The 26,213-nt window shown below is 57.1% G+C and carries 26 protein-coding genes and 3 pseudogenes; 18 read left to right on the plus strand and 11 right to left on the minus strand.

Annotation, left to right across the window (positions count from 1 at the left end; translation table 11 throughout):
- The first annotated feature begins 40 nt into the window (after window positions 1-40).
- The 3 genes and pseudogenes from C2E19_RS22495 to C2E19_RS22505 all read left to right on the plus strand — a co-directional run bounded on the left by C2E19_RS22495 (window position 41) and on the right by C2E19_RS22505 (window position 2,547).
- Entirely contained in the window at window positions 41-1,228 is a 1,188-nt protein-coding gene (locus C2E19_RS22495; protein ID WP_129395132.1) for a restriction endonuclease, read from the plus strand.
- Window positions 1,229-1,647 (plus strand): annotated as a pseudogene (locus C2E19_RS22500) (very short patch repair endonuclease).
- Window positions 1,648-2,037: 390 nt separating this feature from the next.
- Complete coding sequence (locus C2E19_RS22505; RefSeq protein ID WP_129395134.1) at window positions 2,038-2,547, plus strand: Bro-N domain-containing protein; 510 nt, start codon at window positions 2,038-2,040, stop codon at window positions 2,545-2,547.
- A 733-nt stretch (window positions 2,548-3,280) separates the two neighbouring features.
- Here C2E19_RS22505 and C2E19_RS22510 read toward each other — a convergent pair.
- On the minus strand, window positions 3,281-3,619 hold the full coding sequence (locus C2E19_RS22510; protein WP_129395135.1) for a hypothetical protein: 339 nt from the start codon (window positions 3,617-3,619) through the stop codon (window positions 3,281-3,283).
- Window positions 3,620-3,932: 313 nt separating this feature from the next.
- On the opposite strand from C2E19_RS22510, the gene C2E19_RS22515 reads away from it, so the two are divergent.
- Window positions 3,933-4,919: a hypothetical protein gene (locus C2E19_RS22515; protein WP_129395136.1), complete on the plus strand. Its 987-nt coding sequence runs from the start codon at window positions 3,933-3,935 to the stop codon at window positions 4,917-4,919.
- Window positions 4,920-4,922: 3 nt separating this feature from the next.
- Here C2E19_RS22515 and C2E19_RS22520 read toward each other — a convergent pair whose 3' ends face one another.
- The 4 genes from C2E19_RS22520 to C2E19_RS22535 form a co-directional block, all read right to left on the minus strand.
- A complete protein-coding gene (locus C2E19_RS22520) occupies window positions 4,923-6,113 on the minus strand; it encodes a hypothetical protein (protein WP_129395137.1) in 1,191 nt (396 codons plus the stop codon).
- A gap of 85 nt (window positions 6,114-6,198) precedes the next feature.
- Window positions 6,199-6,918 (minus strand): hypothetical protein, encoded by a 720-nt coding sequence (locus C2E19_RS22525; protein WP_129395138.1) that lies wholly within the window; start codon window positions 6,916-6,918, stop codon window positions 6,199-6,201.
- A gap of 32 nt (window positions 6,919-6,950) precedes the next feature.
- Window positions 6,951-7,313 (minus strand): hypothetical protein, encoded by a 363-nt coding sequence (locus C2E19_RS22530; RefSeq protein WP_129395139.1) that lies wholly within the window; start codon window positions 7,311-7,313, stop codon window positions 6,951-6,953.
- Window positions 7,314-7,386: 73 nt separating this feature from the next.
- Entirely contained in the window at window positions 7,387-8,202 is an 816-nt protein-coding gene (locus C2E19_RS22535; RefSeq protein ID WP_129395140.1) for a sulfite exporter TauE/SafE family protein, read from the minus strand.
- 112 nt (window positions 8,203-8,314) lie between these two features.
- Here C2E19_RS22535 and C2E19_RS22540 point away from each other — a divergent pair, with 112 nt between their 5' ends.
- The 3 genes from C2E19_RS22540 (at window position 8,315) to C2E19_RS22550 (ending at window position 9,910) form a co-directional block, all read left to right on the plus strand.
- Window positions 8,315-9,082, plus strand: a complete 768-nt coding sequence (locus C2E19_RS22540) for a helix-turn-helix domain-containing protein (protein ID WP_129395141.1) — start codon at window positions 8,315-8,317, stop codon at window positions 9,080-9,082.
- Between the two features lie 93 nt (window positions 9,083-9,175).
- Window positions 9,176-9,493, plus strand: coding sequence for an XRE family transcriptional regulator (locus tag C2E19_RS22545; protein ID WP_129395142.1), 318 nt, complete (start codon window positions 9,176-9,178; stop codon window positions 9,491-9,493).
- A 96-nt stretch (window positions 9,494-9,589) separates the two neighbouring features.
- Window positions 9,590-9,910: a helix-turn-helix domain-containing protein gene (locus C2E19_RS22550; protein WP_129395143.1), complete on the plus strand. Its 321-nt coding sequence runs from the start codon at window positions 9,590-9,592 to the stop codon at window positions 9,908-9,910.
- A 12-nt stretch (window positions 9,911-9,922) separates the two neighbouring features.
- Here the strand turns inward: C2E19_RS22550 and C2E19_RS22555 are convergent, their stop codons facing one another.
- Window positions 9,923-10,978 (minus strand): MBL fold metallo-hydrolase, encoded by a 1,056-nt coding sequence (locus tag C2E19_RS22555; protein ID WP_129395144.1) that lies wholly within the window; start codon window positions 10,976-10,978, stop codon window positions 9,923-9,925.
- Between the two features lie 215 nt (window positions 10,979-11,193).
- On the opposite strand from C2E19_RS22555, the gene C2E19_RS22560 reads away from it, so the two are divergent.
- The 5 genes and pseudogenes from C2E19_RS22560 (at window position 11,194) to C2E19_RS22575 (ending at window position 15,248) form a co-directional block, all read left to right on the plus strand.
- Window positions 11,194-11,802, plus strand: coding sequence for a TetR/AcrR family transcriptional regulator (locus C2E19_RS22560; protein ID WP_129395145.1), 609 nt, complete (start codon window positions 11,194-11,196; stop codon window positions 11,800-11,802).
- Between the two features lie 157 nt (window positions 11,803-11,959).
- Complete coding sequence (locus tag C2E19_RS22565; protein WP_129396166.1) at window positions 11,960-13,027, plus strand: diguanylate cyclase; 1,068 nt, start codon at window positions 11,960-11,962, stop codon at window positions 13,025-13,027.
- A 279-nt stretch (window positions 13,028-13,306) separates the two neighbouring features.
- Window positions 13,307-13,990 (plus strand): annotated as a pseudogene (locus C2E19_RS29450) (PAS domain-containing protein); the annotation flags it as partial.
- Between the two features lie 108 nt (window positions 13,991-14,098).
- Window positions 14,099-14,536 (plus strand): annotated as a pseudogene (locus tag C2E19_RS29455) (methyl-accepting chemotaxis protein); the annotation flags it as partial.
- 178 nt (window positions 14,537-14,714) lie between these two features.
- On the plus strand, window positions 14,715-15,248 hold the full coding sequence (locus C2E19_RS22575; RefSeq protein ID WP_129395147.1) for a DUF1003 domain-containing protein: 534 nt from the start codon (window positions 14,715-14,717) through the stop codon (window positions 15,246-15,248).
- On the opposite strand, the gene C2E19_RS22580 is transcribed toward C2E19_RS22575, so the two are convergent.
- Window positions 15,249-16,190 (minus strand): LysR family transcriptional regulator, encoded by a 942-nt coding sequence (locus C2E19_RS22580; protein WP_129395148.1) that lies wholly within the window; start codon window positions 16,188-16,190, stop codon window positions 15,249-15,251. It abuts the gene before it with no gap.
- Between the two features lie 141 nt (window positions 16,191-16,331).
- Here C2E19_RS22580 and C2E19_RS22585 point away from each other — a divergent pair, with 141 nt between their 5' ends.
- Complete coding sequence (locus C2E19_RS22585; protein WP_129395149.1) at window positions 16,332-17,033, plus strand: CTP synthase; 702 nt, start codon at window positions 16,332-16,334, stop codon at window positions 17,031-17,033.
- Complete coding sequence (locus C2E19_RS22590; protein ID WP_129395150.1) at window positions 17,030-17,335, plus strand: antibiotic biosynthesis monooxygenase; 306 nt, start codon at window positions 17,030-17,032, stop codon at window positions 17,333-17,335. The genes C2E19_RS22585 and C2E19_RS22590 overlap by 4 nt, the downstream gene beginning before the upstream one ends.
- 125 nt (window positions 17,336-17,460) lie before the next feature.
- Here the strand turns inward: C2E19_RS22590 and C2E19_RS22595 are convergent, their stop codons facing one another.
- A complete protein-coding gene (locus C2E19_RS22595; protein ID WP_129395151.1) occupies window positions 17,461-17,787 on the minus strand; it encodes a DUF2025 family protein in 327 nt (108 codons plus the stop codon).
- 220 nt (window positions 17,788-18,007) lie between these two features.
- On the opposite strand from C2E19_RS22595, the gene C2E19_RS22600 reads away from it, so the two are divergent.
- Together C2E19_RS22600 and C2E19_RS22605 are read left to right on the plus strand one after the other, a co-directional pair.
- Window positions 18,008-19,135, plus strand: coding sequence for a glycerophosphodiester phosphodiesterase (locus C2E19_RS22600; protein ID WP_129395152.1), 1,128 nt, complete (start codon window positions 18,008-18,010; stop codon window positions 19,133-19,135).
- Window positions 19,136-19,297: 162 nt separating this feature from the next.
- Window positions 19,298-19,603 (plus strand): PepSY domain-containing protein, encoded by a 306-nt coding sequence (locus tag C2E19_RS22605; RefSeq protein ID WP_129395153.1) that lies wholly within the window; start codon window positions 19,298-19,300, stop codon window positions 19,601-19,603.
- Between the two features lie 302 nt (window positions 19,604-19,905).
- Here C2E19_RS22605 and C2E19_RS22610 read toward each other — a convergent pair whose 3' ends face one another.
- Window positions 19,906-20,352 carry a hypothetical protein gene (locus C2E19_RS22610; protein ID WP_129395154.1) on the minus strand — a complete coding sequence of 149 codons (447 nt, stop codon included), beginning with the start codon at window positions 20,350-20,352 and terminating at the stop codon, window positions 19,906-19,908.
- A 110-nt stretch (window positions 20,353-20,462) separates the two neighbouring features.
- Window positions 20,463-22,085, minus strand: a complete 1,623-nt coding sequence (locus C2E19_RS22615; protein ID WP_129395155.1) for a methyl-accepting chemotaxis protein — start codon at window positions 22,083-22,085, stop codon at window positions 20,463-20,465.
- Window positions 22,086-22,363: 278 nt separating this feature from the next.
- On the opposite strand from C2E19_RS22615, the gene C2E19_RS22620 reads away from it, so the two are divergent.
- The gene (locus C2E19_RS22620; RefSeq protein ID WP_129395156.1) at window positions 22,364-23,386 is read left to right on the plus strand and encodes a transporter; all 1,023 of its coding nucleotides are present in this window, start codon (window positions 22,364-22,366) and stop codon (window positions 23,384-23,386) included.
- Between the two features lie 201 nt (window positions 23,387-23,587).
- On the plus strand, window positions 23,588-25,201 hold the full coding sequence (locus C2E19_RS22625) for an inorganic phosphate transporter (protein ID WP_129395157.1): 1,614 nt from the start codon (window positions 23,588-23,590) through the stop codon (window positions 25,199-25,201).
- A gap of 107 nt (window positions 25,202-25,308) precedes the next feature.
- Here C2E19_RS22625 and C2E19_RS22630 read toward each other — a convergent pair whose 3' ends face one another.
- Entirely contained in the window at window positions 25,309-26,205 is an 897-nt protein-coding gene (locus tag C2E19_RS22630) for a LysR family transcriptional regulator (RefSeq protein ID WP_129395158.1), read from the minus strand.
- Window positions 26,206-26,213: the final 8 nt, after the last annotated feature.

Genomic DNA, 26,213 nt, shown 5'->3' on the forward strand with positions numbered 1-26,213 from the left:
TCCCGGCACCATTCAACACTAATGGCACTAGGACACCACCATGACAGACAACCTGGTTTACTCTGTTGACGAGCTGTCAAGCTCAGATTTGATGATTGACGCCCGCTACGCCGGTAGCCGCAATGGCAATTCCAGCGACGATCCGCTGACGAAGCTATTGAACCTTAGCAATCAAGGTGGCTTCAGGATCCGAGGAAAACGAAATGACCCACGCCTCATAGCCCTGTTATCGAGCATGGAGGATCTTGATTGGCCCGACGAATTGGACCTCTCTACGGGTGTGTTCACCTACTACGGCGATAACAAGAAGCCTGGGCGTAAATTGGACGAAACCCATCGCTATGGCAACAATCTTTTAGAGCTAATTTTCGAGCGACAACACTCAGGCGACAGGGCAGATATCCCACCCATTTTCGTTTTCACCAAAGCAGGGATCTATCGAGATGTGATTTTCAGGGGGCTTGCCGTCCCGGGTCGGATCGGAAGCACTCACAACGATGATTTGGTAGCTGTGTGGCATGCCAGCAAAGGTCAGCGCTTTCAGAACTACAGGGCGACTTTCACAATTCTTGACTTGCCAGAGATTTCACGGGATTGGCTGACGGACATCATCAATGGCATGCGAGCAAGCGATAGCGAACACGCACCGCTTGAGTGGATGAAATGGGTTCGCTCCGGGCAATACACTCCTCTGATTGCCAAGCGATCTCAGCCTATCCGCTCAAAAAAGGAACAGCTGCCATCTTCGAAAGAAGACATGAAAATGCTTTCGATCCTACACAAGCACTTCGAGTCAGATCCGTATGCATTTGAGGCATGCGCAGCACATCTGGTGAGGGTTTGTTTGCCTGATACGGTTGCACTCGATCTGACGAGGCGGTATCGCGATGGTGGTCGAGATGGTACGGGAAAACTCAGAATTGGAAGGCCAGAAACGTCAGTTCTAGTAGATTTTGCAATCGAAGCTAAATGCTACGGGATTGCTAACTCGGTAGGCGTTCGTGAAGTATCCAGGTTGATTTCTCGCCTGCGGCACCGGCAATTTGGCGTGATCATCACCACCTCCTGGCTTCATGACCAAGCCTACAAGGAGATAGTAGAAGACGGCCATCCTGTGATGATCCTTGCAGGAAGAGACATTGTTGAGCTTCTTCGCGAAACTGGACTTCAGGACAGCAACGCACTGACGGCTTGGTTGAACATGAGCTTCCCCTTGAACGAGGTGTAAATGAGTGCAGACATAGTCCCCCCGAGCATCGCTCCAGGATCATGTCCAAAATCCGGGGAAAGAACACAAAGCCAGAAATGGTCGTGCGTTCACTATGTCACCAGATGGGGCTCCGATTCCGCCTGCATAGAAGAGACCTGCCGGGAACACCTGATCTGGTGTTCCCGAAATATCGCCTATGTATGTTCGTTCACGGCTGTTTTTGGCACCGACATCCCGAGTGTAAATATGCATATATGCCAAAAAGCAGGGTCGATTTTTGGCAAACCAAATTTACGAAAAATGTTGAAAGAGATCTCAATGCTCAACAGGCTCTGATCAGTCTGGGATGGCAGGTGGTAACGATCTGGGAGTGCCACACAAAAAACAGAGATCTCCTACGCGTTGCAATCCAAAAGGCATTCAACGTTGAAGCTTAAGGACTACATGCCTCTTTACCTCAAAATAGTTGGCGTTTTTGAAGGCTTGACCACGCAGCGCTGAGCCCCTAGGCTCACAACTCGGCGCCTAAGAAACGCCTTAAACCAGAGCGGTTCTCCGCACCCGAGAGTCATGCGGCTTTTTTTCGTCTGCGGTTTCTCTGCGCCTGCGAAAAATCCCGTTATGTCGGGAGTGGGCGAATACAAGACCCGAAAGGGGAATATGTCCGGCCCGTCTCTGGTGGGTTTCTTAGCTCCCGACACCCTAACGAATGCCCTAAGAAAGCAGCCAGAGGTAAATGGAAATGCCTGGATATCAAACCTTCATGATGAAGGTGAATCACTGTACCCGTAGAACGCCCTCGTCGCTTCCGACCCCGGAGGCCCGCCATGTCTGAGCCACTGCTACCGACTCGATTTACCCGAAACAAAACACACATACATGCCCTTCTGGTTGAGAACCAAGCGTGGTTCTGTGTCCATGAACTGGGCCGGTTGATGGGCAAACATCTTGATGAGCGCCAATTGCGTAAACTCGACGCTGATCAGCAGCAGATGATGCACGTGAAGACCTATGGCGAAGCGGAGGACCACATGATGGTGAGTGAGTCCGGCGTGTATGCGCTGCTGGTTTATCACTACTGTCCTGAGCATCGGCAGCTCCGCGAGTGGCTGACGCATCTGGTTGTGCCCGCCCTGCGTGATGCTCGTCCGGCGCGCTCTGTTGAGCGTCCGACGTTGAGTGTTTTGAGCTGGCCGCAGATGTCGCTGAGTACGTTGCACTGGCAGGACGAGCCGTGGATTCGATTGCGGGATATGCCTTGTTTGTTGGCGAATGATCCGTTCACCAGGAAGAAGTCACGATGGCGTAATGCGCTACGGTTCTTCCGAGGAAGGTAGTAGTTGGCAAATTAATTGATCCGCCGTCGTTTGCCGGCGGCGGATTAGATCGAGCAAAATACAGACGAAAAACTTCCAGTATTGAACGAGTCAGAGGAATTCAAAACGGGATAAAAATTCGCCTTCACCAAATGGAAAATGCGCGTGCGAGATGCTCCACGAGTGTATAAACGCAAAACAAAACAGAAAATATTATGGGCAGAAGTCTACCCATCACCATCGGACTGAAACCCTCCCAGATATCGTATTGCCGGATTTCTTTCAGAATCACACCTCCATCAACCTTACCTTTGTACTTATCCTCCAACTCTCTCATAACTCTCCACAGAGCACTATTTTTTCTATTGCCAAATTCCCGCAACAAGACGCACAAGAAAAAAAACAAGACACAAACCATTACCACCAAATTAAAACCTGGAGATATCTTCGTGACAGACAGAGTAGCCAGGGAAAACCCAACCAAAATAACAATCAAACCACTTACTCCGGAAAGTCGTCTTTCGACGTAATCCGTATATGCCTCGAGCAGCCTCTTCCTTTCATAGTTGGTCATAACAATCACTACCTAATATCGAATAATTAAAAGCTTTTCGTAAACTCATCCAGCTCAAAACTTTAGCGTGCCTAGACACCTCATGCGGGCAGAAAAATACGCCTCTCCTACTAAAAAAGAGCATTCTACCCCAACACCCACACGAAGTATCACTTCACATTGAATCATGTATTGTATAAATCAATACTTAGAGCGATCGTACCCTGACCCATCAGTGCAGCGAAGGAATGCGTCATAATAGGCATGGAGATTTGTATTCTTCTCATAAAGAATTTTCGCAAACTCTTCTTCAGATACATTACCGCCCTCCCAAAACCTATTCATTTCACCAGAAAAAAGATACCCTTTATAGTCCTCTCCGACTTCATTATAGTGAATATGGGAACGACCAAAGTACAATGCAGATATAAGCGCTACTTGATCACCAGTCTCATACCCGTCAAGAAAAATCTGAGCTTCCGCCTCAGAACCAAACGGAATTAAAGGCCGAACAGCAAAAATCAAATCATCAATATGCATAATAACGCTCCTAGCGCTTATTAATAGAAACACCACCAAACAACCAACTTTCCATTCACTTCCTAAAAGCCGATACCGCCTTACGCTCACTCAACCAAAACACCATTTTAAATGCATGTGTTTTTTTTACGAAGGCAGTCGCATCGTAAAATGTTTTTTTAAAAAAAACATCCCATACCAAGGTATCAAAAAGGCGTATTGACACAGGTTATTCATTAGCCCAAATTCCGCATCATCCTGAAAACAATCAGTGCAACCCACCCCGCCTCCCGCTATTAATACCCCTCCCCCACTCAAGGATCCGAGCCCCACCATGAAATTCGATCTCGCCTACTGCCTCAGCCTCGACGACAAGTTGTCGATCTATGACGTTCGCGATCTCAATTTCGATGAGACGGTTGCCTTCGACTCTGCGAAGGAACTCTTCCAGTGCCCCAACGATGCCTGTCGTTCGGCGTTCGAGGCTTCCAATGAGTTGGGTACGTTCAACGCCAAGAATGTGAATTACGTTCGCACGCCGCACTTCAAAAACCTGCCCACTACGCAGCATGTGGCGGGTTGTCCGTATGTGAGTTTGAAGGCGTCGGCGTCGGGCGTTGAGACGGCGGATGGCGAGGTGGGTGACGGGCGCGAGGAACATTTCCCATCAGAGTTGTTACTGACCCGGCGTGAGTATGTGCGCAAGCCTGTCGCGCCAGCGGGGGTAGCGGATGTGTTGCGCGATGATCCGGTGCGGGTGGTGGCGGACGGTGGTAAAGAGTCGGCGGGTCGTGAGTCGGCGCCGGACAAGACCAGTGTGTTTGCGCATCCGGTGGAGTGTTTTGTTTCGAACTTCGCCGACAAGGAGTTGCTCAAGCGGATGCCGTTGAAGGTCGGCGAGCATTCGGCGCCGTACAGTTCGTTCTTCAAAAAGATTGAGTATCTGACGGACAACAAGGGGCTGATTTACTGGGGGCGGATCAAGAAGATCGAGGACTTCCACAGTGCCAGTTTTCGTATCGATTTCGAGGACAAGGTCTGGTTCAAGAAGCTCGAGGACAGTAAGAAGAAGCCGTATCCGGTCAGCGTTTATCTGAACAAGAAGCTGATCGACAACTACCGCAAGCGCAAGGCGTTTCTGCAAGAGATAAAGCACGCGGCGGATAGCGACAAGGCGTTGTTCTGTTTCTTCTATGGGGTGACGCCGGAGTTGAAGCAGGTGCCCGGCAAGAAGAACCCCGAAAAGCCTTTCGAGGTCTTCAATGCCAATATCGAGAACCTGGATCACTTCATTATTCGTGAAGCGCCGGGTCTGGAGTGACGGTCAGCCCTGGGGCAGTTGCAGTTTGACGGCGCCGGGGTGTTGTTTGACGACGGAGTACGGCAGGATCGACCAGTCAGGACTGTCGCAAGAGCGTTGCACGCGAGCGAAGTAGGCGCCGAGGTACAAGCCCTTCTCGGTGAAGTACCAAGGTGAAGTGCCCCAGATGCTCTCATCCTGGAAGTTGCAGTCGTCATCTCCCGACGGTTTCTTCATTTCTGTGGGGTACAGGGCGGTGAATTGCTTGATCACCCAAGGTACGAACTCTTTGCTTTCATACTGATAACGCGCGTCACTTTCGGCCTTGCTCAGCGGTTTGTCGCCTTGGCTATCGCGCTCGGCATGTAGCAGCGGTTTGCCGTCTCCGACCCACAGCACATCTTCGAGTGACAATGGGTGGCCGGTTTTTACATCAATGTTGAGGGGTGAATCGCCGAAGTCGGGATGCGCGCCGCCGCAGTAATAGCTGGTCGAGATGTTCAGGCTGACCACGGCTGGCGAGATCATTTTCGGTTCTGCCTGTTGCATGAACTCCACGTTCTCCCCGCCCTGTAACTGGCAGCTGTGGTAACTGATGACTTCATTCCAGAGGCGCCCGAGCAACTGCTGGTTAACCCGTTGCTGATCATCTTTCGATAATCCGGACTCCACGCTGAACAGCGAAATCTTTGTCTCAGGCTCCGTCCACCACTGCAGGTCGTAGCCCATGAAGTTTTCTTTCTTCGCCGGTTTGAGCTTGAGTCCCTGCAGGCGCAAATACTCGTAAGGCTCGCCGTATGGCAGTGCGGCAATGAAAGGTAAAGTTGCTGAGGTGGGCGCGGGAAGTCTGGCCTCGGTGAGTTTCACCGGCAGCTTTTTGCCCTGCGGACTTTGCCATTCACCCTGCCAGCCGCTGCGGGTTTCTTCCAGCTTCAAGGTCGGCAGCGGCTTGTCGTCACCGTAGCGGTTATTGCCTTCGACGAGGCTCAGCGTGCTGTCCTGCAGCGAACCGCTGAGTGCCAGGTCGCGGTGATATTTCTCGTAGAAATAGCGTCCAGTGACTTCGTCCTGCTGTGTGGTGTTGAGTTCAACAACAATCGCCGTCTTGCCCAATGTGCCGGTAAACACGCGCCGGCCCTCTTCGGCATGGGCAGTGGAAATCAGTGTGAACAGCGCTGCGGCATATGGTGCCAGGCGCATCAGTCCCTTGAGCATGAATCAATCCTTGAAGGAGTGGAGGTCGCGTCGGCACACAGGCGCCGGCGCTGAAAAATACGCTACGGATTATGGCGGGGGCGGCTTAACTATTCGAGTTTTCTTGCTCGTACTTTTCAAGCCAGGCTTCGCGCTCGAGGGCAGCAATTTCCCGAACCATTTGTTGCCGACGCTCCTTGGCAGCATGAAGCTGGACGTCATCAAGAAAGCAGTAATGACGCAGCCAGTGAAGCGCCATTTCCTCATTCGGAAAGTAGTAAGACTTGGCGCCCTTGCTGTTCCTGGGCGTGTCATTCATTTGCTCGTCAAATACCATCGCGGTGATTTCATCCGGTGGCAAAGACCCCGTATGGGCGACCTTGTCCTGGAAAATCCATGCAATCTCATCAATGTGTTTTTGCGCGCTGCGATGGCTACGTCGATAGAACCGTTGATGCTCACAAGTCTGTTTCAGCCGCGCCAACATCAACTCAGGGTTAAGCCACTGCCCGAGGTCATGATGATGTGCGTTGATCACTATCCCCTTGACCCAACGATCCACAAATCGATCAACAAAGTCTTCTGTGTCAGCCTTTTTCGCATCAGCGAAAATCAGGCAATAGCGGGTCTGGACGTGAATGACCAGCAACACATGCTTGCGTTGTACCGTTATCGCGTGCACCAGCCACTGCTCGTCAGCGCCACTCAGCTCATCATCTTCAATGATGGAGGACGGCGGATTAGTGTCCACCGGCGTGATCTTTTTGCCCTTGTGGACACGACTGAAAAACTTGCTGGCGGCTTCGGTGCAATTGAAGATCAACATTCTGATTCTCTGGAAAGTGCTGGGGAGAATGGTCAGTCATCATGAGCAATTTCATCGACCCACTCAATTTCATAATGCCGACGCTCAATATCAGAAAGTAACTTGCGCGCATCATCGCTCAAGATTGATAACTCCGCGTCAGTCAAAAGGTCATGCGAGACCATCAAGGTCAACTTCCATAGTGCGGAGGATCGAGCGAGGTCATCGAACATGCGGGCCATGTCGTGGTTCCGATCATTGATCAGTCCGTAGATCATGCCGTAGCGCGCATGCGCCGAAAGGGCTCCGTGCTGAGTGATGGTTCTGGTGTCGGTGATAACGCCTTGGCAAAACCGGTCGAGTGCGATTTTGCGCAGCTCCTTGAACTTCTTCCAGTCACTTTCAATGATCGACATGGTTTCTCTCCGCGCTTTTTTCTTGAGGCGTTCGAATTTTTCGTCTGGACTTCCAAAGATACAAAGCAGCAGTTCATTTCGTCCACATACTCAGCATCACCAAGACCAGCAAACCAATATAGACCCAGGCATGCACCCGATCCGGGATCCGCCCAATCCATGGCGCGGCCAATCGAATCCCGATGAGCGAGCCAACCGTCAGCACCGCAAACGCGAGCAGATCCACATACCCGACAAACCATGTGCCCAGGTCAGCCTGACTGAACCCGGCCAACGCCATGTACGTCAGCGTCCCAGCCACTGCGACCGGCACGCTCAGCGGATTGGCCATGGACGTCGCTTGCGACATGCTCAAGCCACAGCGGCGCAGCAACGGCACGGTCATGACGCTGCCTCCTACGCCGAGAAACGTCGCGATGGCGCCGATGCCTACACCCCCTGCGGAAGTTTCCGTGCTGCCAAGTCGGCGCGGGATGACGTTTGCGTTCTGAGTGAGAAATCCGCGTCTGAGCAGGCAGTCGACAATGGTCACGCCGAGGTAGGCGATGAACGCGTAGCGAATCACCTCGCCACTGACCCACACCGCCGCTATCGCGCCGACCACTGAGCCCACTGCAATAAACCCACCCAATGGCCACAGGTAATGGCGGATGAGGTTGCCGGCGCGGCGATGTTTGTCGGTGGCGATCAGGGCGTTGACGATCATTACGCAGGTCGAGGTGGCGACGGCGATGTGCATTGCCGATTGGCCGATCGGGTCGTCGGCGCCGTGGCTGGCGGTGAGCAGGCGATAGAGCAGCGGCACAACGACGAAACCGCCGCCGAAGCCGAACAGCACGGCGGTGATGCCGGTCAGGCAGCCGAAGAGTGTGAGCAAGAGGTAGAACATTTCGCGGCGTCCTTTTAGGGAAAGCTCACGAAGATAGAGCGGCACGACTTGGCCTGCTTCAGCAATTCAGCCAATAATGTTTGCGTTTACGCCAACCCTTGAGAATCGTTCGATGCGCAATGTTTCGATCAATCTGCTGGATGACACGCCGCGCGCGGTGGTGGCGATCGGTACGGATTATTCCTACGGTCATCTGTTACCGCGTCATACGCACCGACGCGCGCAATTGCTCTACGGCGCGACCGGGGTGATGCAGGTCAGCACCCATGACGGCAACTGGGTGGTGCCGCCGCAGCGGGCGGTGTGGATTCCGCCGGGAGTGGCGCATGAGGTGTTGATGCTTGGGGTCAGCACTCGCAGTGTGTACATCGAACCGGAAGCGGTGGATCTGGGTGAGCGTTGCCAAGTGATCAGTGTGTCGCCACTGCTGCGGCATTTGCTGATGGAGGCGGTGGAGTTGCCGTTGGAATACGACGAGTCGGGCCGCGATGGTGTGTTGATCGATTTGCTCCTGCATGAACTGGCGCGCAGTGCGCCGCTGCCCTTGCACATTCCGCTGCCGGCTGACGGAAAGCTGCTCGCGCTGTGTCAGAGTTTTCTGCATCAACCGAATGCGCATCAAACACCGCAACAGTGGGCGGAGCAGTTGCACGTAAGCTTGCGCACCTTCAATCGACTCTTCCGCCAACAGACCGGGCTGAGTTTCAGCCAGTGGCGTCAGCGTGCCTGCGTGGTACTCGCGCTGGCCAGGCTGGCGGCGGGCGAAGCGGTGACGCGGATTGCATTGGACTTCGGTTATGAAAGCCCGGCGGCGTTCTCGACGATGTTCCGGCGGATCCTCGGTCAGGCACCGTCCGTCTGGTTGCAGGCGGCGAACTAGGGCAAATCAAAAAATGCGTTTGATCCCGGCCGAAAACAACTGTACAAAAACACAGTACATTTTCAATCAGCACTCTTGAGCCCGGAGCACACCATGGCCTCTCTTGCGATGAACCACATCCTCGAACGCATTGCCCTTTTCCAGTTCACCCCGACGCATTGCGTCCAGGCCCGAGCGATGCTGGGCTGGAGCGCGGAACAACTGTCGCGCGAGACTGAGGTTGCGGTGGAAGACATTCAACGGTTCGAAGCGCAGCAGGAGGTCGCGGATGCGGCGCGGCTGGCGTTGGCTTACCGGTTTGAGGCGCAGGGGTTGGTGTTCTTTCCGGGGTTTGCACCGGGCCGTAGTGCGAGTGGTCAGTGCGCTTCATCGGAATCGGTGGGGCGTGGGGATTATGCGATGGCTGATTGAGAGAATGAGTTGATCTTTATTCCTAAATAGGTATATTTTCGCATGAGTGCAAGGAAGCCGCTCTTGTGGATCTGGACCATGCGAAAGGATCAGAAAATGATAGAAATTGAAGAAGGTAGCGGGAACGTCTACCAGGATCTCGGCTTGCCTGATTCCAGCGAAATGCAGGTCAAAGCCCAGTTGGCGGCAAAGATCGGCGAGATCATCAAGGCACGCCATCTCACTCAAATTCAAGCCTCGGAGATTTTGGGACTTTCACAACCCAAACTATCCGAAATGCTGCGCGGGAAATTTCGCGGTATCAGCGAGGCCAAAATGATGGAGTGCCTTTCTCATCTCGGACGAGATGTGCAAATCGTCGTTAAGGCGGCCCCCCGTTCCCGAAAAGAGGGCCGAATTGAAGTGGTGTTTGCTTGACGCGAAAGGTCGTCAGGCGCTCTGTACCACCGCCTCGCTCTCCCCTTCAACCGCCAACCACCACGCCTCTCCACGTTGCGGCTGCGCCAGGTTAAACGCCTCACCCATCCGTGGCGTGGTAATGGAAACGCTACGTTCCCAGGCCAACGCGAGAATCCGGTCGAACGGTTCATGCCAGGCGTGCATCGCCAGATCGAACGTGCCGTTGTGGATCGGAAACAGCCAGCGCCCCTTGAGGTCGATGTGCGCCTGCAAAGTTTCTTCCGGTTGCATGTGCACGTGCGGCCATTCGACGTTGTAGGCGCCGGTTTCCATCAAGGTCAGGTCGAACGGGCCGTATTGTTCGCCGATGCGTTTGAAGCCGTCGAAGTAACCGCTGTCACCGCTGAAGAAGATTCGGGTGTCGCCGTCGATCATCACCCACGACGCCCACAACGTGCTGTTGCCGTCGAACAGACCGCGGCCGGAAAAGTGTTGTGATGGCGTGGCAACGAAGCGAATGCCGGCAATTTCGGTGCCCTGCCACCAGTCGTACTGGCGGACTTTGCTGGCGTCGATGCCCCATTTGATCAAGGTGTCGCCGACGCTCAACGGGGTCAGGAAGTAATTGGTCTTGGCGGCAAGTTTGAGCACCGCTTCGTAGTCGAGGTGGTCGTAGTGATTGTGCGAGAGGATCACCGCTTCGATCGGCGGCAACTGGTCAATGCTGATTGGAGGTTGATGGAAACGTTTCGGTCCGGCCCACTGCACCGGCGATGCGCGCTCGGCGAAGACCGGGTCGGTGATAAAGAATTTGTCGCGCAGCTTCAGCAGCAGGGTCGAATGACCGAGGCGAAAGACGCTGTGGTTTGGCGCCGCCAGCAGCTCTTCGCGGGTCAGTGGTTGTACTGGAATCGCTGCAGCCGGGCGGGTGTTGCGTGGCTTGTGGAAAATCATCTTCCACATGATCCGCAGCATTTTGCGCAGGCCTTCACGCTGCACTGGCGCGTGGTTGCGGAACAGCCCTTGATCCTGGCGAGAGGCTTCAGGCGTGGATGTGTGATCCGGGAGAGAAACTGGATTGGCCATGACTGAATGACTCCAGAAACACCGTGTAATTCACGGTGTTTCGCGGTGGGACGATAAATGGCCAAGGCTGCACGCACAGGCCGAACTTTCTGTTTTTTAGGTTGCGAGGATTAACGCAACATTACACTGATCGGTGTAGTTTCTAGGTTGCATCAAAGTGGATGACAAGTAAACTACCAAGTGTAATTTCAACTTTTCTCTGCCGAAGCGTACTTATGACAGCTCCACAGCGACTCACCGACCGTAAACGCGAAGCCATTATTCAGGCGGCGATTGCCGAATTCCGTGACAACGGTTTCGAGATCACCAGCATGGACAGGATCGCCGCCACCGCCGGTGTGTCGAAGCGCACGGTGTACAACCACTTTCCCAGCAAGGAAGAGCTGTTCGCCGAAATTCTCAACCAGTTATGGACGCGAATCAGCGCCGAGCAGGCGGTGACGTACAACCCTGAGCAGCCACTGCGCGAGCAATTGCGGCAGATGCTCCAGGCCAAGGTGCAGATGATGGCTGACGAAAACTTCCTGACCCTGGCGCGAGTGGCGATTGCCGCGACCATTCATTCGCCGGAACGCGCGCAAAACATGGTCGAGCGCATGGGTGAGCGCGAGGAAGGCCTGACCGTGTGGATTCGTGCCGCGCAGGCCGATGGCCGCCTGAAACCGGTCGACCCGCAATTCGCTGCGCATCAGGTGCAGGGCTTGCTCAAGACCTTTGGTTTCTGGCCGCAGATGTCGATGGGCCGCGCGGCGCTTGATGTCGAGATGCAGAACACGGTGGCGGAGTCGGCGCTGGAGATGTTCCTCGCGCACTATCAACGGTAAAACCCTCTCCCCTGCACCTGCCTTCGCGTAAATGGCTCGGAAGGACACTGATTATTCCCGTTGGAATAAATGACAATGTCCGACAATCGACCGACGGACGGTCGACCTGAAGAAATATACTGCAAAGTATTTCAGGATGAATTTCGCGCAGGGCACCATGGAAAACCAACGCGGCAAAGGCTTGTCATTCGCCAGACGCATTTACCTGCCACGGGCCATTGGGCTGGGTATCGGTTTTTTCAGCGTCGGGGCCGCGTTGTATCCACTGAACCTGCCGGGCTGGCTCTGGGCATTGCTGGTGTTCAACGGCTTTTTCTGGCCGCATCTGGCCTATCAAGTGTCGGCGCGCTCGGCATTCCCCTATCAGGCCGAACGCCGCAACCTGTTGTATGACTCGCTGTGCGGGGGATTCTGGGCGGCGAGTTTTCAGTTCAGTCCGCTGACCACCGTAACCATCCTGTCGATGATGACCATGAACAACGTCGCCGCCGGCGGCTATCGACTGTTTGTGTTCGGCGCCCTCGCCCAGCTCGCCGGCGTGCTGCTCGGCTGGTCGATCTTCGGCGTCAAATTCAACCTGACCATGACGCAGACACAAGTCTGGGCCTGTCTGCCGATGCTCACCCTGTATCCATTGGCGTTGGGCATGGTCTGCTATCGCCTGGCGATCAAACTCTCTCAACACAAACGCGCTCTCAGTGCCCTGAGCCGTACCGACAGCCTGACCGGCCTGCTCAATCACGGCGCCTGGAAAGACCTGCTGCACCTGAAGTTTCAACAGTGTCGCCAACACAACACTCAAGCGATGCTCGCGCTGATCGACATCGATCACTTCAAGATGATCAACGACAGCTACGGGCATATCGTCGGCGATGCCGCGTTGCGGCAGATGAGCAAGGAACTCAGAAACCTGCTCGATGAGCATGAATTGGCGGGGCGCTATGGCGGTGACGAGTTCTGCGTGATTCTGCCGAACCTGGCGCTGAACAAGGCCGAAACGCTGATGGAGCAGTTGCGCAATGCCCTGCAACAGTATCGTCACCCCGATGTTCCCGAGTTGCGAGTGAGCCTGAGTATCGGTCTGGCGGGTTATCAAAACGTCTACACCGATGCACTCGAATGGCTCGACGATGCCGATAAAGCGCTCTACACCGCCAAACACACGGGTCGCAATACTGTCAGCGTCGCCTTGACGCGCACTGCGTCCAATCATGCTAGCGTCTGAAAACTTGTACAAAAACGCAGAAAATGACTTTCTTGTACAAGTTTCTGAAGTTTTGTATAAGTAGCTAACTGCCAGCAAGGAACACTGGCATTGAGCCGTCACCGCCGAATGCCAGCTGTGCATTCGGTCTGCCAGCGCGGAAATAGGGACTGAATCCTCCATCTTCCCTACTTCCAGAGTACTGCACGCATGTTCTTCAATCGCCAGAAGTCCGCCCTCGACAATCTCCAACACACCGTTACCGAGCAAAACGGTCTGCTTGATGCGATCAATCGCTCGATGGCGGTGATTGAATTCGACCTCGACGGCGTGGTGCTGCGCGCCAATGACAACTTTCTCAAGACCATGGGCTACACGGCGGAACAGGCGATTGGTCAGGCGCACCGGCATTTCTGTGCGCCGGCGTTCGGGCGCAGCGCGCAATACACCGAGATGTGGTCACGCTTGAAAAACGGCCAGTTCCTGTCCGGCACGTTTGAACGGGTCAACAGCAAGGGACAACCGATCTGGCTTGAGGCCAGCTACAACCCGATCAAGGATGCTTCGGGACGCGTAGTCAAAGTGGTCAAGTACGCCATGGACGTGACCGCAAAGATGCAGCAGGAAAGCGAATCCAACGCCAAGCTGCAGGCCATCGACCGGGCGATGGCGGTCATCGAATTCAACCTCGACGGCAGTATTCTTACGGCCAATCAGAATTTTCTCACACGCATGGGTTACACCCTCGCCGAGCTCAAGGGCAAACATCACCGATTGTTCTGTACCGCTGAACTGACGAACAGCGGTGCCTATGAGGATTTCTGGCGGCGCTTGAATCAGGGCGAGTTCTTCCATGGGCAATTCGAACGTGTCGATAAACGTGGGCAAACGGTGTGGCTGGAGGCCAATTACAACCCGGTTTACGATGCTGCCGGGCGGTTGTGCAAAGTGGTCAAGTTTGCCTCGGACGTCACCGCGCGGGTCGAGCAACATGAACAGGACGCGCGCAGTGCCAGCGCCGCTTATCACATCTCGGTGGCGACCCGAAAAGTCGCCGAACAAGGCACGCAGGTGATTCAGCAAGCCGCCAGTGAAATGCGCGACATCGCCGAAGACATCGCGCAGTCTTCAACCTTGATCGCCCAGCTTGGCGAACGGTCCGAACAGATCACCGCGATCGTCAACACCATCCGCGCGATTGCCGATCAGACCAATCTGCTCGCGCTCAACGCCGCCATCGAAGCCGCGCGCGCCGGTGAGCAAGGTCGCGGGTTTGCCGTGGTGGCGGATGAGGTGCGGCAATTGGCGGCGCGCACCAGCGGTTCGACGGCGGAGATTTCCAGCATGATCGGCTTGATCCAGAGCGAGACCCGCCAGGCGATCAAGAGCATGGAGGGCACTCGTGGGCGTGCTGCGCAGGGTGTTGAATTGGCGGATCAGGCAGGCACGGTGATTCTGCAGATTCGCGACGGCGCCAGTGAAGCGGTGGATGCCGTGAGCATGTTTGCCAATGAGCGGGCGCCGGGTTAAGGGCAGGTAGACCGCGTCGGCGCCATCGCGGGCAAGCCCGGCTCCCACAGGAATCGAGTCAACCACACATTTTGTGTACGACCGCTGAACCTGTGGGAGCGGGCTTGCCCGCGAAGAGGCCGGCCGCCACAACGCAGAGCTATAGTGACTACACGTCCTACGTCCTGCCGAGTGCACCATGACCACAGAAAAACCCGCCACACCTGAAACCGCCCCCGTCGATCACCTGCGCTTCCACCGTCCTCACGCCCATCTGGCCACAACCTTCGGCAACGACACCTTCGCCCTGCGCGCCGAGGCGTTTGCACGATTCTTCGGCACGCCGACCTTTCTCGGCGCGCAAACCCTGATCGTGGTGTTGTGGGTCTGCCTCAACGTGTTCGGCGTGACCACCTTCGACGTGTATCCGTTCATTCTGCTGAACCTCGCGTTCAGCCTGCAATCAGCCTACGCTGCGCCGTTGATCCTGCTCGCGCAAACCCGTCAGGCGGCGCGCGACAAGGCGCAGGCAGATGCCGATGCGCTACACCGCGAGGCCTTGGCCCAGGCCAACACCGAGCGCCAGGCCCAAGCGGCGAAAAACACCGCGCAGTTGCTCGAACTGCTGGAGCAGAACACTCGCCTGACCGAGATGACCAAAAGCCTGACCGAGCGCATCGAAAGCCTGACCAGCGAGTTGCACGATCACATGCGGCAAAACCCGCAGCGCTGATCACGGCAAGCGCAACGCCCGGCCGAGTTCATCGAACAGCGTCACCACCGAACGTAATGCCCGGCAATCCGGGCGAGTCAGTAGCCACAGCGCCGTGTCGTAACCGTGCAACGGTTCGCTCAAAGCCTGTAAACCATCGCTGATCAGAAAGTCCGGCAACGCCGCCACACCCAGCCCGGCGCGTACCAGTTCGGTCACCGACAGCATGCTGTTGCAGCGATAGCCCGGAGTTACGCCGGGCAAGTGCTGGCGACGCCAGGCGATGGTCGGGTGATCGGGCAAAAAGTCGTCGGGGGCGATCCAGGTCAGGGCGGTCAGGTCGGCGGGATCAACACTCTGCAGATAACGCGTACTGGCGCAGACCCGGTAGGAAATCTTCGCCAGTTGCCGTCCGACCAGATGCTCCGGCGGTGTGCGCGTCAGGCGCAAAGCGATGTCGGCATCGCGGCGGCTGAGGTTGGCAAAATCGTTGGAGGTGCTCAGCTCGATCGTCAGCGCCGGGTAATTGGGCATGAATTGCGCCAGCGCTGGCAGCAGCAAACCTTGCAACACCGAATCGGTGCAGGTCAGGCGCACCGTGCCGCTGACCACAGCACCGCCCTGCTCCACGCCAATCCGCGCCGCTTCCAATGCCTGTTCGGCGCGTTCGGCTTGCTCGGCCAGCGTCTGCGCGAGCGTCGTCGGCAAGTAACCGGCGCGGCTTTTTTCAAATAGTTGCTGGCCGAGGGCGGTTTCGAGCCGGCGCACGGCGCGAAATACCGTGGAGACGTCTACTTTCAAAAGCTGCGCCGCCCGGGCCAGCGAGCCGCCACGCACGAGGGCGAGGATCAGCGCCAGATCCGCATGGTCGAGTTGATAGTGCGTCGCTGCATTGATCACTTGGAGAAACGCCCATATTGAGTGCGTGAGCGCCAATCTATAGTGAGGCGCGTCAACCAACAATCATCAAAAGTAAATCACCACCCTGTGGCGAGGGGGCTTGCCCCCGTTGGGTTGCGAAGCGGCCCTTGAAGCGGCGACTGCTGCGCAGCCGAACGGGGGCAAGCCCCCTCGCCACAAGTTCATCAACATTGAGGAAATTCCATGGACGCCATTTCCATCGCCCTGATCGGCGATTACGACCCGCAGGTCACTGCTCATCAAGCCATTCCGCTGGCTCTTGGCCTGATCGCCGAACACCTCGGCCAGACGGTGCAGTTCGAATGGCTGCCCACCGAGCAGATCCACGCCGATACGTCACTCGAGCACTTCGATGGTTTCTGGTGCGTACCGGCCAGCCCCTACAACAGTGAAGACGGTGCTCTGCGCGCGATTCGTTTTGCCCGCGAACAACAGCGCCCTTTCCTCGGCACCTGCGGTGGTTTTCAACATGCGGTGCTGGAGTATTCCCGCAACGTACTGGGCTGGAGCGATGCCGAACATGGCGAGACTTCGCCCGAGTCCGAGCGTGCAGTGCTGACGCCCTTGAGCTGTTCGCTGGTCGAGGCCGTAGACAGCATTCATCTGTTGCCCGGTTCGATCATTGCCAAGGCGTACGAAACTTCGCAAATCCGTGAAGGCTATCGCTGCCGCTTCGGGGTGAATCCGCTGTTCGCACAGGAATTGTTGAGGGATCGGCTACAGGCGGTGGGTCATGATTCAGCGGGGGATTTACGCGCGATCGAACTCAAGGATCACCGGTTCTTTGTTGCAACGCTGTTTCAACCGGAACGCGCCGCGCTCAAGGGCCAGATGCCGCCGCTGGTTCGCGCGTTTGTTGAAGCCTGCGTGGAGCCACGCAGATGACGTCTTGTTATGCGGTGATTTTCACCTCGACCCGTACCGAAGGTGACAACGGTTACGCCGAGGCGGCTGAGCGCATGGAGGCGCTGGTGCACGAACAACCGGGGTTTCTGGGCGTGGAGTCGGTTCGCGGGGCGGATGGCGTCGGGATTACCGTGTCGTATTGGCAAAGCGAAGCGGCGATTCTGGCGTGGCGGCAACATCCTGAGCATCGCTTGATTCAGCAGCGAGGGCGGGCGCAGTGGTATTCGGCGTTTCATACGCGGGTGTGCAAAGTCGAACGCGAGTATCGGTTCGGGCAATAAAATGGCGGCGCATTGACGGCCGCTTTCGCGAGCAGGCTCGCTCCCACAGGGGATTTGTGAACACCACTGTTCCCATGTGGGAGCGAGCCTGCTCGCGAAGAGGCCCTCACCCTCACAGCAAAACTTCAGCCGCGCACCAGACTGCGCACCGCAACAATCTCCGGCACTTCAACCTTGCTCATGTACACCCGCAACGGCTCGCTGATGTTGATCCGCTCATCAATGTGCTGATCCAGCAGCAGCTGAATCAACTCGCGTTTAAGCGTCATGGTTTGCTCGGTCGTCGGCGCCCAGACGAATTCACTGGTGGGAATAATGCCGTCATCGGCCACGTCCATACCGAACGAATCTTCGCTGAATCGCACGATGTACTGACCGGTCTTGCGGTTGAGGCCGACAAAGCCTTTGAGGTCGTCGGCCGCCTGGCAGATGAGTTGGGAGGTGATGCGCATGGTAAACCTCACGAAAAATGATCGATGGTTTACACGCAGGGCAACTGTACGGCGCGCCCTCTGCCGGGACGTCTGCCGAGAGCAAGCGTACTGCAAACCGCGCCACAAAAGTGCAGGAAAAAACCCTTTTAATACGTTTATGTCGGTCCTGCGATAGCACGCAATCGATTCAGTTGTTAAAAGGTACGTCTTTGAAAAACCCTGCGAAAGGATCTCGAACATGTCCGCCACTTTCACCAAAAGCGCCCTCATGCTGAGCCTGTTGCTCGGCCTCGGTCAGGCGCACGCTGCCACTCACAGCGATCCCGACGCTGTGGCCGCGGCACATGGCATCCCGCACCCGGCGGTGATCGCCCACCGTGGCGCTTCCTTCGATGCACCGGAATCTACCGCTGCGTCGTACAAACTGGCCCGTGATCTCGGTGCCGATTACCTGGAAATGGACTTGCAGCGCAGCAAGGACGGCGTGCTGTTCGCCCTCCACGACAACAATCTGCAACGCACCACCGACGTCGCGACCAAGTTCCCGGATCGCAAGGACAGCCCGGCCAATGCCTTCACCATGGCCGAGCTGAAAACCCTCGATGCCGGCAGTTGGTACAACACGGCTTACCCGGATCGTGCCCGCCCGACCTACGCCGGGCTGAAAATCCTCACCCTCGATGAAATCATCGACATCGCCCAGGCCAACCCGCAACACAAGCCGGGCCTGTACATCGAGACCAAAGAGCCGCAACTGTTCCCGGGGATCGAGAAAGACCTCAAGAATAAACTGCAGGATCGTGGCTGGCTGAGCCCGGCCGGCTCGAAACTGGCGAAAAGCGCACTGGGCGTTGGCCAGGGCAAAGGCAAGGTGATCCTGCAGACGTTCGAGAAGAACAGCCTCGAACTGCTGCAAAAGGAAATGCCGCAAGTGCCGAAAATCCTCCTGCTGTGGGTCGGTGAAGGCAGCATTGAGCCGAAGTCGAAAGTGACCTTTGCCGAATCCGGCGAGAAGGACAAAAACGTTTTCTACGGTAAACAGGAGCCGAAGTCCGAAGCTGAGTTCAAGCAATGGATCGACTACGCCAAGGCCCAGGGTGCAATCGGCACCGGCCCTTCGGCGAAGCTGACGCACGACGGCGATCAGAGCTATTCGGATCTGGTGCAACCGTGGATGAATAAATACACCCACGATCAGGGCATGCTGGTGCACGTCTACACCGTTGATGAGCCGGTGGACTTCGAGAAAGTCATGGCCGCAGGCGTCGATGGCATCTTCACCAACCGTGCCAGCGAACTGTTGAAATTCTATAAACGCCCAGCGGCTGCCAGTGTCGATCAGGTGTTGAAGAACAACGGTTTCTGATCTGAAATCGAGGCGCCTTCATCGCGGGCAAGCCACGCTCCCACACGTTTTGTGCAGGTGCATGGCATGCCCGTTTTGTTTGAGTAAGGGGTTTTAAGGATGAGTTAAGTTGCGCCGGTTAACCTGAGGCCACTTAAACGAATCACCTAAAGGATTGAACCGATGAAAACCTTGACTGCCCTGTTTACCGCCGCTGCCCTGACCCTCACCGCTGGCCTGGCTCAAGCCGATATCCGCGTCGACCAGATTCCGCAACTGGTCAAGGAAGGCAAGATCAAGTCGCTGGAATCGATGAACGCCGAAGCGCTGAAACTGCACCCGGGCGCGACCATCACCGACACCGATCTGGATAACCACTTCAACGGTTACGAGTATGAAGTTGAACTGAAAACCGCTGACGGCAAAGAGTTCGATGTGGACTTTGATGCCACCACCGGCAAAGTGCTGAGCAACAAGCAAGACACCTGATACCGCGAATATGGAAAGCCGCACGATTGAGAAATCGTGCGGCTTTTTTGTGTTCGGCTTTTTTGATGTGTTGTCAGTGAGATTTTCTCCCCCTCACCCCAGCCCTCTCCCCCAATGGGCGAGGGGGAAAGGGAGCAGATCGGGGGCTATTTAAAACCTGAGTTCGACTCGCAATCTTGCAGCCGACAAGGAAACACCAAGGACCCGAGTGCCCCTCGATATTTCAGGTCGGCGTAGCTCGAATAGTCACCGCGGTCAATTCCCTCTCCCTTGGGAGAGGGCTAGGGTGAGGGGAAAAGGCATCACACCGAGGTGCTGACCAGCGAGCCGGAGGTGCTGCTGTCGGAATCCTGCAACGCCTGCAACAGCGAGGCGGTGGCGGTGGACAGGGAGGCCGAGGTGGCGGTGATCTGCGCTTGCGCTGCGGCGACTTCAGCAGCTTTGGCATCAGAACTTTCCTGCTTCGCCTGGGCCGCTTGCAGCGCTTGCTGTTGCTCCTGCAATTGCTTCTGCAGTTCGGCGATCTGCTTGCGCAGTTCTTTCACCGAATCCGATTCTTCGCTGCTGCTGGAACTGCTGTCACCCGCCGGCGCCGCACCGCCACCCGCAGCGACTTTGCTGGAGTCAGCGGTCGAGCCAGTGCTGGCGGTTGAGCTGGTCGAGGTGTCGTCGCCGACGTCGGTGATCAATGTTTTGCTGGTGGGTGCGGTGACAGTCTGGTTGATCGAAACAGAGGTGATGCTGACCATGGGAGTGCTCCAATGACGATTATGGATAACCGGTCATCGACCATGGCCGCGTCAATTTGAGATCGACTGTGTACCGACTCGGTATCCGAACCGGTACACGTCTACTTGCGTCAGGCGCTCAGGCGCGCGGTGACCTCATTCAGTTGCCCGGACAAACCATGCAGATTCTGGCTGGCACTTTCGGTGCGCTGCACGTTGTCGAGGTTGGTGCTGGCGATCGACGTGATCTCGGTGAGGTTGCGCGAGATATCCTCGGCCACCGACGTCTGCTCTTCGGCCGCGGTCGCGATCTGACGGTTCATGTCGCGAATCGCCTCCACCGCGTGAGTAATGCGCTCCAGCATCGCGCCGGCCTGAGTTACCTGCTCGACACTTTCATCGCTACGCGTCTGGCCGCTGTCGATGGCTTGCGCGGCATCCACCGCACCGGTCTGCACGCTCTGAATGATCTGATTGATCTCGATGATCGACTCGGCAGTGCGCTGGGCGAGGTTGCGCACTTCATCGGCGACCACTGCAAAACCACGCCCGGCTTCACCGGCACGCGCCGCTTCGATCGCCGCGTTGAGCGCCAACAGGTTGGTCTGCTCGGCAATCCCGCGAATCACTTCCAGCACCTTACCGATACGCCCGCTGTCGGCTTCCAGACGACGGATGACCGTGGCAGTGTTGGCAATCTCGCCACGCATCTGCGTGATTGAGTGGATGGTGCTCTGCATGACCTTTTCGCCCTGCTGGGCGGACTGGTCGGCATCGTCCGCAGCACGCGCGGCATCGGCGGCGTGACGCGCCACTTCCTGCGCGGTGGCGGACATTTCGTTCATTGCCGTGGCCACCTGATCGGTGCGGTTGAACTGCTCGTTGGTGCCGCCGGCCATGGTCGTGGCAATCGCGTTCAACTCGCCGCTGGCACTGTCCAGATCACTGGCGCTGCGCTGCAGACGGGTGAAGGTGTCGGCGAGGAAATCGCGCAGAGTATTGGCGGCTGCGGCGAGGTTGCCCAGCTCGTCCTGACGGTCGCTGACCACACGTTCAGCGAGTTTACCGCGACTCAACTGAGTGACGTAGTCGATGAGCTTGCGAATCGGCTCGACCAGATTGCGATTGACCAGCCACAGGCTCAGCAGACCAATCAGCAAGCCCGAGGCGAGCATCACCAGCAAACCGAACAGCACCGTGCGGTCGGCCTCGGCACTGATCAGCAAAGACTGATCGTTACCCTGTTTGCGCAATTCACTGACCAGTTCGCTCATCTGGTCGCTAGTAGCACGGTCGACACCTTTAACGGCATTGTCGCCTGCGGTCGGATCGCCCCCGGCAGCCACATAGGCATCGCGGCCCTTCTGATAAGCGCTACCCAGTTGACGATGCTCATCACGCAGGCGTTCGATGCGCGATTTAAGGCTCGGCTCGATGCCTTTCTGGCTGGCCAGTTCACCGAGGATATTCTGCACATCACGCTGACGGTCTTCGAACTGGCTCCAGTACTTGGCCAGGTCCGCCGGTTGCTTGCCACGCAGCAGAACGTTTTTCCATTCCTGCACCTGCACCTTGAATTGCAGGTTGGCCTCATCGATCAATTGCGAAGTGTGCAACGGGCCGGCGATCAACTGGCTGTAGCTTTGCACGCCGTTGGACAGAAAGTGAAAACAGGCCAGCGCGATCAACAGCATCGCCAACAGACTGCCGCTCAGCAGGGCGAGAATTTGCGCTCTCAGGGATTTTTGCAGCATCGCAGGTACTCAGGACAGGGATGAGGCACGCCCGAAACGAGCGTGAAAAGTGGCCGGACTTCCCTGTCGGCGAACCTAGGCTCAAGGCCAATGGCGCGCAACCTAACTCACCTGTGATCGGCGCGCCAGAGCGCTTCTTGAGAATCTCTCCGACCGCCGGTAACGCTTTGTTTTGACGTCATTTTGCTGTCACACAAACGTCATGTGACATTGCGAAGATGCGGCTCAGTGAACCTGCCATTTGCGCGCCCGGCGCACCCTCTTCGCAGCGAGCCTCCATGAACCACAGCCTCGATATCAGCCATCGCGATCCTGACCTGTTTGGCTTGCTCTACGGCTTTCGTTTTCTGCCCGGCGAGCGCGGCCGCGAAGTCGATTCGGCGACGGCGTTGCGCTGTTTGCAGGACGACAACGACAGCGGCGAATTCCTCTGGCTGCACCTCAACCTCGCTCACGCTGCGTGCGAGCGCTGGATGAAAAGTCATCTGCAATTGCCCGAAGAATTTTTCGAAGCGCTGCATGAAGGCTCGCGTTCGACGCGCATCGAACATGTCGATTCGGCGTTGCTGGCGGTGGTCAACGACGTGGTGTTCAACCTCAGCAGCATGGTCTCCTCAGACGTGTCGACGCTGTGGGTCTGTGTGCGCAGTAAATTGATCGTCAGTGCGCGCCTGCAACCGCTGCACTCGGTGGACAAATTGCGCTCGTCGGTGAAGGCCGGCGAGCGCTTTCGATCGCCCTCGGAACTGCTCGTGCACCTGCTGCGTGATCAAGGTGAAGTGCTCACGCAGATCGTGCGCAAGACCAGCCTCAGCGTTGATCAGGTCGAGGATCAATTGCTGTCCTCGCGGCTGTCGACCAACCGCGCCGAACTCGGTGCCAACCGCCGGGTGCTGGTGCGCTTGCAACGGCTGCTGGCGCTGGAGCCGGGTTCGTTGCTGCGCCTGCTCAATCGCCCGCCGCCATGGTTGCAGAAGGAGGACGTCAAGGAGCTGCGCAAATCCACCGAGGAGTTTGCGCTGATCATCAACGACCTCACCGCCCTCGGCGAGCGGATCAAGTTGTTGCAGGAAGAGATTGCCGCCAACCTCAACGAACAGAGCAACCGCACGCTGTTCACCCTGACCGTGGTGACGGTGCTGGCGTTGCCGATCAACATCATTGCCGGTTTTTTCGGGATGAATGTGGGCGGCGTGCCGTTGTCGCAGGACCCGGAAGGGTTCTGGATACTGGTCGCGCTGGTGGCGACGTTTACCGTGATTGCCGGGCGTTGGGCTTTTCGTAAACGCGGGGATTACTAAGAGCAAAGATCGCAGCCTTCGGCAGCTCCTACCTTGGATTGAGTTCCCCCTGTAGGAGCTGCCGAAGGCTGCGATCTTTTGATTTTGCCTCCAGATCAACGGTCAGGCTATTCAGCCAAACACTGACATGGCGCAGTCTCTCTGTAACATTCTGCAATGATCATGGGCGACACTCCTTCCCTCGCTCAGGATTGTCCGCTCATGGCTACTCCCTCCCTGACCGCCAGCCCCGCGTCCGCCGCCAGCGGCAGGCCGGCCCTCGACAAGAAAACCGGCCCGTTCACCTACGTGATCTTTTTCGCCGTGCTGGCGATGGGGATGCTCTTCACCGCCTACAGCCTGATGCACGACATGCACGAACTCGGCACGGTGGTGACCACCTGGACGCCGTTCCTGCTGCTCGGCGTGGCGCTGTTGATTGCGCTGGGCTTTGAGTTCGTCAACGGTTTCCACGACACCGCCAATGCCGTGGCGACGGTGATCTACACCCACTCGCTGCCGCCGAATGTCGCGGTGGTCTGGTCGGGCTTTTTCAACTTTCTCGGCGTGCTGCTGTCGAGCGGCGCAGTAGCGTTCGGCATCATCGCTTTGCTACCGGTGGAGCTGATTCTGCAAGTCGGTTCGTCTGCCGGTTTCGCGATGATCTTCGCCCTGTTGATCGCGGCGATCCTGTGGAACCTCGGCACCTGGTGGCTGGGTTTGCCGGCGTCGTCGTCGCACACGCTGATCGGCTCGATCATCGGCGTCGGTGTGGCCAATGCCCTGATGCACGGCCGCGACGGCACCAGCGGTGTCGACTGGGCGCAGGCGACCAAGATCGGTTACGCGTTGCTGCTGTCGCCGCTGGTGGGGTTCGGTTGTGCGGCGCTGTTGCTGCTGGCGTTGCGCGCGTTCGTGAAGAACCGCTCGTTGTATAAAGCACCGGAAGGCAACGCGCCGCCGCCATGGTGGATTCGCGGTTTGCTGATCGCCACGTGCACCGGCGTGTCCTTCGCTCACGGCTCCAATGACGGGCAGAAAGGCATGGGCCTGATCATGCTGATTCTGGTCGGCACACTGCCGATGGCCTACGCGCTGAACCGCACCATGCCGGAAGAACAATCGCTGCAATTCGCCGCCGTGGCGCAAGTCACCCAGCAAGCGCTGGTGAAAAGTGCGCCGCTGCCGACGCCGGCCGATCCGCGTGCAGTGCTCTCCGATTACGTGCGCAGCAAGGAAGCCACGCCGCAACTGATCCCCGCCCTCGCCGCCCTCACCGGGCACATTGGTGAAGAGGTCAAAGGCTACGGCTCGCTGGCGAAAGTCCCGGCTGAAGCCATGGGCAACGTGCGTAACGACATGTACCTGGCCAGCGAAAGCATTCGTTTGATGGACAAGAACAAGGTCGGCAATTTCGACGCCGACACCAGCGGCAAACTGCAACTGTTCAAGCAACAGATCGACAACGCCACGCGGTTCATTCCGCTGTGGGTGAAGATCGCCGTGGCCATCGCGCTGGGGCTGGGCACCATGGTTGGCTGGAAGCGGATTGTGGTGACGGTCGGCGAGAAGATCGGCAAGACTCATCTGACGTATGCGCAAGGAGCCTCGGCGGAAACCGTGGCGATGCTGACCATTGGTGCGGCGGACATGTTCGGTTTGCCGGTGTCGACCACGCATGTGTTGTCGTCCGGCGTGGCCGGGACCATGGTCGCCAACGGCGGCGGTTTGCAGATGAAGACCATCCGCAATCTGCTGATGGCGTGGGTGCTGACACTGCCGGCGGCGATCCTGCTGTCAGGCAGCCTCTACTGGCTGTTCACCCAAATCTTCTGATGATTCCTATGTAGGAGCTGCCGCAGGCTGCGATCTTTTGATCCTGTTTTTAAAGATCAAAAGATCGCAGCCTGCGGCAGCTCCTACAGTTGGATGTGGGGTATTGGTTAGAGCGCGCAGCGAATCAGATCGCCGAGCCAGTCCATGAATACCCGTACTCGTAGAGGTAAATGTCGCTGCCTGGCATAGAGCAATGAAATGCCCATCGCCGGCGCCGTGAATTGTGGCAACACCGTCACCAGTTCGCCGTTGTCCAGATGCGGCTGCATGCCGGTGCGTGGCACCTGCGTCAGACCAAATCCACCCAGACACGCCGACTCATAAGCGTCAGTGCTGTTGACCGTCACGCTGCCAGCCATCGGCAAGCGTTTCACCTGACCGCCCTCCTCGTACACAAACCCTTCCGAACGCGAACCCAATACGCCGACGTAATGCACCAGCCGATGCTGCGCCAAATCCTCCAGCGTCTGCGGCACGCCATAGCGCGCGAGGTACGCAGGGCTCGCGCAATTGACCATCGGGAAATCGCCGAGATGCCGTGCGACCACCGATTGATCCGGCTGCGCGCCAATGCGCACCACACAATCGAAACCTTCGCTGAGCAGATCGACGCGGCGATCAGTGCTGCTGATTTCCAGTTCAAGGTTCGGGTGGCGATCCATGAACTGCGGCAGGCTCGGCATCACCAGGCGCCGCGCGAGAATGTTCGGCAGGTCGACCCGAATGCGCCCGGTCAGCGACGCCTCGTCCTGGCGGAACAAACCTTCGATCTCGTCCATGTGCGAGAGCAGGTCCTTGCTGCGCTCGTACAACACCAGACCATCCTGCGTCGCCTGCACCTTGCGCGTGGTGCGTTGCAGCAGACGCGTGCCGAGCAATGCTTCCAGCGCCTGCACATGCTCGGACACGGTCGAGCGCGGCAAGCCGAGATTTTCCCCGGCGAGGGTGAAACTCGACAGTTCGCTGACACGGACGAAGGTGCGCAGCAGTTCCAGTTTGTTCATGGCAGGCC

Origin of the sequence: Pseudomonas sp. DTU12.3, assembly GCF_004124275.1 — a bacterium.
Taxonomy (GTDB): Bacteria; Pseudomonadota; Gammaproteobacteria; order Pseudomonadales; family Pseudomonadaceae; genus Aquipseudomonas; species Aquipseudomonas helmanticensis.

What these genes read in the sequence shown, in the direction of transcription:
- C2E19_RS22615 (WP_129395155.1), bottom strand. Translation starts at nt 22,085, where the DNA reads ATGCTGCAAAAATCCCTGAGAGCGCAAATTCTCGCCCTGCTGAGCGGC.
- C2E19_RS22505 (WP_129395134.1), top strand. Translation starts at nt 2,038, where the DNA reads ATGTCTGAGCCACTGCTACCGACTCGATTTACCCGAAACAAAACACAC.
- C2E19_RS22515 (WP_129395136.1), top strand. Translation starts at nt 3,933, where the DNA reads ATGAAATTCGATCTCGCCTACTGCCTCAGCCTCGACGACAAGTTGTCG.
- C2E19_RS22495 (WP_129395132.1), top strand. Translation starts at nt 41, where the DNA reads ATGACAGACAACCTGGTTTACTCTGTTGACGAGCTGTCAAGCTCAGAT.
- C2E19_RS22595 (WP_129395151.1), bottom strand. Translation starts at nt 17,787, where the DNA reads ATGCGCATCACCTCCCAACTCATCTGCCAGGCGGCCGACGACCTCAAA.
- C2E19_RS22605 (WP_129395153.1), top strand. Translation starts at nt 19,298, where the DNA reads ATGAAAACCTTGACTGCCCTGTTTACCGCCGCTGCCCTGACCCTCACC.
- C2E19_RS22530 (WP_129395139.1), bottom strand. Translation starts at nt 7,313, where the DNA reads ATGTCGATCATTGAAAGTGACTGGAAGAAGTTCAAGGAGCTGCGCAAA.
- C2E19_RS22550 (WP_129395143.1), top strand. Translation starts at nt 9,590, where the DNA reads ATGATAGAAATTGAAGAAGGTAGCGGGAACGTCTACCAGGATCTCGGC.
- C2E19_RS22585 (WP_129395149.1), top strand. Translation starts at nt 16,332, where the DNA reads ATGGACGCCATTTCCATCGCCCTGATCGGCGATTACGACCCGCAGGTC.
- C2E19_RS22520 (WP_129395137.1), bottom strand. Translation starts at nt 6,113, where the DNA reads ATGCTCAAGGGACTGATGCGCCTGGCACCATATGCCGCAGCGCTGTTC.
- C2E19_RS22565 (WP_129396166.1), top strand. Translation starts at nt 11,960, where the DNA reads ATGGAAAACCAACGCGGCAAAGGCTTGTCATTCGCCAGACGCATTTAC.
- C2E19_RS22510 (WP_129395135.1), bottom strand. Translation starts at nt 3,619, where the DNA reads ATGCATATTGATGATTTGATTTTTGCTGTTCGGCCTTTAATTCCGTTT.
- C2E19_RS22625 (WP_129395157.1), top strand. Translation starts at nt 23,588, where the DNA reads ATGGCTACTCCCTCCCTGACCGCCAGCCCCGCGTCCGCCGCCAGCGGC.
- C2E19_RS22620 (WP_129395156.1), top strand. Translation starts at nt 22,364, where the DNA reads ATGAACCACAGCCTCGATATCAGCCATCGCGATCCTGACCTGTTTGGC.
- C2E19_RS22540 (WP_129395141.1), top strand. Translation starts at nt 8,315, where the DNA reads ATGCGCAATGTTTCGATCAATCTGCTGGATGACACGCCGCGCGCGGTG.
- C2E19_RS22600 (WP_129395152.1), top strand. Translation starts at nt 18,008, where the DNA reads ATGTCCGCCACTTTCACCAAAAGCGCCCTCATGCTGAGCCTGTTGCTC.
- C2E19_RS22535 (WP_129395140.1), bottom strand. Translation starts at nt 8,202, where the DNA reads ATGTTCTACCTCTTGCTCACACTCTTCGGCTGCCTGACCGGCATCACC.
- C2E19_RS22555 (WP_129395144.1), bottom strand. Translation starts at nt 10,978, where the DNA reads ATGGCCAATCCAGTTTCTCTCCCGGATCACACATCCACGCCTGAAGCC.
- C2E19_RS22610 (WP_129395154.1), bottom strand. Translation starts at nt 20,352, where the DNA reads ATGGTCAGCATCACCTCTGTTTCGATCAACCAGACTGTCACCGCACCC.
- C2E19_RS22630 (WP_129395158.1), bottom strand. Translation starts at nt 26,205, where the DNA reads ATGAACAAACTGGAACTGCTGCGCACCTTCGTCCGTGTCAGCGAACTG.
- C2E19_RS22525 (WP_129395138.1), bottom strand. Translation starts at nt 6,918, where the DNA reads ATGTTGATCTTCAATTGCACCGAAGCCGCCAGCAAGTTTTTCAGTCGT.
- C2E19_RS22590 (WP_129395150.1), top strand. Translation starts at nt 17,030, where the DNA reads ATGACGTCTTGTTATGCGGTGATTTTCACCTCGACCCGTACCGAAGGT.
- C2E19_RS22545 (WP_129395142.1), top strand. Translation starts at nt 9,176, where the DNA reads ATGGCCTCTCTTGCGATGAACCACATCCTCGAACGCATTGCCCTTTTC.
- C2E19_RS22560 (WP_129395145.1), top strand. Translation starts at nt 11,194, where the DNA reads ATGACAGCTCCACAGCGACTCACCGACCGTAAACGCGAAGCCATTATT.
- C2E19_RS22575 (WP_129395147.1), top strand. Translation starts at nt 14,715, where the DNA reads ATGACCACAGAAAAACCCGCCACACCTGAAACCGCCCCCGTCGATCAC.